At 75.4% G+C, this 5,435-nt stretch carries 4 protein-coding genes; all 4 read left to right on the forward strand.

Annotated features, from left to right (window positions below; all coding sequences use genetic code 11):
* The first annotated feature begins 399 nt into the window (after positions 1-399).
* A complete protein-coding gene (locus tag ACI79L_RS23825) occupies positions 400-582 on the forward strand; it encodes a hypothetical protein (protein ID WP_456939172.1) in 183 nt (60 codons plus the stop codon).
* A 429-nt stretch (positions 583-1,011) separates the two neighbouring features.
* On the forward strand, positions 1,012-1,215 hold the full coding sequence (locus ACI79L_RS23830) for a hypothetical protein (protein ID WP_387986847.1): 204 nt from the start codon (positions 1,012-1,014) through the stop codon (positions 1,213-1,215).
* Positions 1,216-1,330: 115 nt separating this feature from the next.
* On the forward strand, positions 1,331-4,039 hold the full coding sequence (locus ACI79L_RS23835) for a hypothetical protein (RefSeq protein WP_456939173.1): 2,709 nt from the start codon (positions 1,331-1,333) through the stop codon (positions 4,037-4,039).
* 238 nt (positions 4,040-4,277) lie between these two features.
* The coding region (locus tag ACI79L_RS23840; RefSeq protein ID WP_456939174.1) for an AAA family ATPase at positions 4,278-5,435 on the forward strand (1,158 nt) is incomplete at its 3' end.

Consider the following 5,435-nt stretch of genomic DNA (forward strand, 5'->3'; position numbering starts at 1 on the left):
GTTTTTATTGGTTGGTTTTGATTTAACCCACGTGCGTTGGATTTTTGCCGCGGCGGGGCGGCGGCCGGGCCCGGGGAGGGGCGGCCGGTTTCGGCCGCCCCTCCCCTCGTGCTGCGGTACCGGCACGGGTCCCCGCGCGTGGCCTCCGTGCCCGACCCGCACGCGTCGGTGGAGCCGCCGTGCCGGCCGTGGTGAGGGCGACGAGGGTTCGGGGCCGGACCGGGCCGGATACGTGTCCGCCCCGGATGCCGGCGCTCGTGCCGCCGCCCCAGACTCCCTTCCGCCGACTCCGGACCGCGGCCGGAGCGGTAGACCCAGAGGCGCACGGGGAGGTCCCGCCGCGGCGGCCTGACCTGCCTCCTCGGCGCGCCACGTGCGAACCGACAGTGAGGAGTTCCCGTGTTCGAGGACCAGACCGTAGAGCTGCTGCCCGAGCGCACCACCCTGCAGGCGTTCTTGGTGCAGAACGGCAACCAGGCGTTCGCGGCGGCCGCCAACGTGCTCAACGTGAACGTCGGCGGTGACCAGCTCAACGCTGCCGTGGCCGCCGCGCTCGCGGGCAGCAACGTCGCCATCGGCTGAGGCTCCTGCCGATCGAGTGGTGCGAGGCCCGGCTCGTGCGCCGGGCCAGGGAGGGGCGGCCGGTCTCCGGTCGCCCCTCCTCCGCGTTCCCGGCCCCGCCCGTGCGGCCGGCGTCCGAGCCTCAGGGGGCGGGCCCCTAGGTGGTCACCCTGCTGTCCTGTGCGCACGGTGCCCGTGCCGGGTCCACCCCGTACGTGGCCCGCCCGGCTGGGGCGGTGGTCCCGGAGGCACCGGGTCAGTGCCGACACCGGAGCAGATAGGTGCCGGGTGCGGATGTCGTGCGTCCCTCCGCGGCCCGAGACTTCCGCGTGCCGATCCCGGACCGCGGCCGGGCTCGGCAGACCACGGGGCGATCAGGAGGGTCCGGCGGCACCACTGCGGTCCTGTTCCTGGCGGACTCCATCCAGTACCGATCCTGAAGGAGACACCATGTCCACGGACCTCGAGCTCTTCGCCGACGAGCAGGTCGAGCTGCTGCCCGAGCGCACCACGATGCAGGCCGGGTTCTTCCAGAACGGCAACCTCTCCATCGCCGTCGCGGTGAACGCGGGCAACATCAACTTCGGCGGCACCCAGATCAACGCCGCCGTCGCCGCGGCGCTCGCCGGGAGCAACGTCCGCTTCGGCGGCTGACAGCGCCACGGGCCGGCGGCTGCTGGCGCACCCGCCGCGTCCAGGGGAGGGGCGGCCGGTCACCGGCCGCCCCTCCCCGTGTCCGGATCGGCCGACGAGGGACGGAGAGGGAAGCGTGACGCAGACCGAGGTCCTCGACCGCCCGGCAACGGGTGGGATCCCGCTGCCACGGCTGGCCCCGGGCACCGAGCTGCTGGGCGAGTACCAGGACTCCGCCTACGAGGACCCCCGGTTCATCATCCGCCGGGTCGACGGGCAGGTCATGCAGCTGCCCCGCCTGCTCTACCGGGTGGCCGCTTCCCTCGACGGCCGGGACACCGAGCAGGTCGCGGCCGACCTGAGCGCCGAGCTCGGCCGTGAGCTGACCGCCGAGCAGGTGACCTTCCTGGTCGAGGAGCGGCTCCGGCCCGCCGGGATCATCGCTGCCGACCACGTCGACGAGCACGTCGCCGGGGCCGGGGACGCGAGCCTGCAGGCGCCGGTCCGCGCCGACCCGCTGCTGGGCCTCCGCTACCGCGCCGGTGTCATCCCGGCCGCCGTCAGCTGGCGCATCGCCGGGTTCTTCCGGCCGCTGTTCACCCGGCCGGCCTGGGTGGCGCTGGTCACCGCTTTCCTCGCCGTCGACGTCTGGATCGTGGCCCAGGGCGACGTCCTCGGCCGGATGGAGTCCGCCGTCGTCGACGTGGCCCGGCAGCCCGGGCTGGTGCTCGCCCTCCTCGGCCTCACCGTGGTCTTCACCGCCTTCCACGAGTCCGGCCACGTGACCGCCTGCCGCTACGGCGGCGCCCGTCCCGGCGAGGTCGGCGTCGGGCTCTACATCGTCTGGCCGGCGTTCTACAGCAAGGTCACCGACAGCTACCGCCTCGACCGGGTCGGGCGGCTGCGGACCGACCTGGGCGGCGTCTACTTCAACTGCATCGCCATGCTGGCGCTGGGCCTGTGCTACCTCGGGACGGGCGAGCCGTGGCTGCTCATCGCGCTGGTCACGATGCACGCGCAGACGGCCTGGCAGTTCCTCCCCAACCTTCGGATGGACGGCTACTACATCCTCGCCGACCTGGTGGGGGTCCCAGAGCTGTTCGGCTTCGTGAAGCCGGCGCTGCTGAGCCTGCTCCCGGGCCGCCCGTCCCACCCGCTCCTGCGCAAGCTCAGGCCACGGGCGCGCCGGGTGGTCGTGCTGTGGGTCGCACTGATCGTCCCCACGCTGCTCGCCTGGCTGGTCGCCGTCCTCGTCGCCCTGCCGCACCTGCTGCCCGTCGCCTGGCAGGCGTCGCTGGAGTACCTCCGGCGTCTCGACGCCGACGCCCGGAGCGGGGACGTCCTGGCCACCACGCTGGGCGTCTTCCAGCTCCTGCTCCTGGCCCTGCCGTGGCTCGGCCTGGGGCTCATCCTGTGGTCACTGGCCTCCCTGGTCGCCCGGCGTCCCGTCGCCCTGGTCGCCGGCCGTCCCGCCGTCCGCTGGGCCGGGCAGGTCGCGTCGGCCCACCGGGCAGCCGTCCGCCGGGTCGGTGCGGTGGTCGGGCTGGCAGGCCTCGGCGCCCTCCTGCTCGTGCGGGTGGCCTCCGTCGCCTGGTCGCACCCGGCCACCGCGGCGGAGCTCCGGCTGGTGGACGGCGCGTGGGCCGCCCTGCACGGCGTGGACGGTGCCGCAGCGGGCTCCGGCGACCGGCTGCTGCGCCTGCAGGTGGCCGGCTACGCCTGGCTGACCGGTGCCTTCGAGCGGCACGACACGATCCTGGCGGGGGGCCGGGAACTCGCGGTCGTGGCTTCCGCAGTCCTGGTGGTGGCGCTCCTCGTGCTCGTCCGGACCCGGCGCGTACGCCCGGTCGCGGTGGCCCTGCCCCTTCTGGCGGTGCTCGTGATGGGGCCGGCGGTCACCGTGCTCGCCACGGTCGGCAGCGGTCTGGTCGGGGCCGCGTGGGCCGCCGTGGGCGCGCTCGTGCTGACCCGGGCACGGCGCCCCGTCGCCGGAGTGCTCGGGATCGCCGCCGTCACGGTGGGCGTGGCGACCGAGCCCCTGGTCGCCGTCCCGCTGGCCGTGGGCATCGGGACCCACCTCGGAGCCGGATCGGGCCGGCGCGCGCGGCACGCGGGCGGACCCCGGCACGCCCGCCCGGACACGGTGGAGGGCGACACCCGACCGTGGCTGGCAGCGCTCGTCGTCCTCCCGGTCGCCGCTGTGGTGGCCACCGTGCCGAGCGGTCCGGCCGACCTCCCCCTCGGAGCCTCCGAGCGCGCCGTCCTGCTGCTCCTCGCGGCGCTCGCCGTCGGCACCGGGTTCCTCCTCCGCGGCCTCCGCCTGCCGGCGGCAGCCGCCGGTGCGGCCACCGTGTCGGCCGTGGTGCCCTGGCACGGGGCCGGCACAGCGCTCCCGGTGGTGCTGGTCACCGTGGTGCTGCTCGGCGTCCTGTTCGCTGCCGCGTGGACCGGTGGCCCGGCGACGGCCCGACCGCACCCGCTGCTCAGGGGCACCTTCCTCGTGACCGCCCTGGTCGTCGTGATCACCGGAGCGCTCTTCCTGCCGGTGTCCGCGCGGACTCCGCCGCACCAGCAGCTCGCCGACTGGATCGCCGGGCCGGCCTCCTCCGGCGGCACCGTGGTGGTGCCGGCCGGACTGTGGGGGGACCTCCTCCGGGACGGGGTCCCGCCCGATCGGCTGGTCGGGGTCGGGTCGCCGGCGGCCGCGGAGGCGGACTGGGAGGTCACGGTCGGCGGCTCCACCGCCGGGGCACCGCCGGCTGCCGCCTTCGGCGGGGGGCCGTCTGTCCTCATGGTCGGTCCGGGAGCGGGGATCGGGGGAGCGGCCTCCGGTCGGGCGAACTGATTGTGAGGGACTCGTAGCACAGGGGCACGACCCGGGCCGCGGGGGAGCCCGGACGTCGAATTCGGGACGAATCCGTGACTAAAGTCGCCGCGCGGGATCCGTACCAGTAGCTCGGGGGAGCGGCAGTGGCGAGGGAGCTCATGCCGGGAGCGGTGGAACGACGGACGGGACACGGGATGCCGTGGTCCGTCCCTGATCGCGCTCGTCCCGTCTGATGGAGGCGATGCGCTGGCCCCTCATGGGTCGGGAAGCCGAGCTCCGGACCATGAACGCTGCGCTCACCGCGAGACCGGAGCGCAGCCTGGTGATCACAGGTCCCCCGGGGGTGGGGCGGTCCCGACTGGCTCGGGAGGCCCTGACCGCCGCCGCGCAGCGGGGCCACCCGACCGCGTGGGCCGTGGCCACCAGTGCCGCGGCGCTCGTGCCGCTCGGCGCGTTGGCCCACCTCCTGCCCGCGGTGGACGACGGCGCAACTGGGCTGGCCCTGCTGCAACGGGCGACCGCGGCCATCGCCGGGGACGGGACCGGTCCGACCCCGGTCCTCGGCGTCGACGACGCCCATCTGCTCGACCAGATGTCGGTGACCCTCCTGCACCAGCTCGCCGCGAGCGGTGCGGTCATGCTGGTCCTGACCGTGCGCACCGGCGCGACGGAGCCGGATCCGGCTGCCCCGCTGTGGAAGGACGGGCTGGCCGACCGGATCCACCTGGAGCCGTTGCGCCGCGCCGAGCTCGTCCGGCTGGTCGGCCAGGTGCTCGGCGGGGACGTGGACGCCCGGACGGGTGAGCGACTCTGGCACCTGAGTCAAGGCAACCCGTTGTTCCTCCGGGAGCTGCTGGAGGACGGCGTCTGGAGCGGGCGGCTGACGAGATGCGAGGGGGCGTGGCGGTGGCAGGACGCCATGCTGCCGTCCCAGCGGCTGGGTGAGATCGTGCTGGCCCAGCTGGGGCAGCTGGATGCCGCGGAGTGGCGGGTGTTGGAGGTCCTCGCCACGGTCGAACCGCTGTCCGCCCGCGAGGTCGAGGCGCTGAGCAGCCGGGAGGCCGTCGCCCGGCTCGAACGCCTCGGCGTCGTCGTCGACGACGCCGAGGGGACGCCGGGTCTCGTCCGTACGGCACACCCGCTGTACACGGAGGTCGTCCGGAGCCGTACACCGGAGGCGGTGCTCCGATCCATCCGCCGTGAGCTCCTCGCGGGCTCCGGGAACGACCGGTCCCCGGCACACGTCGCAGCCCGGTGCCTGGCACTGCTCGACGGGGGGGAGCCGATGCCGGACGCCGGGCAGCTCACCGGGGGGGGCGGGGGGGGGGGGGGGCGGGGGGGGGGCCGCGGGGCGGGGGGGGGGGGGGGGGGGGGGGGGGGGGGGGGGGGGGGGGGGGGGGGGGGGGGGGGGGCG

The sequence above is a fragment of the Geodermatophilus sp. SYSU D00684 genome (assembly GCF_054050455.1).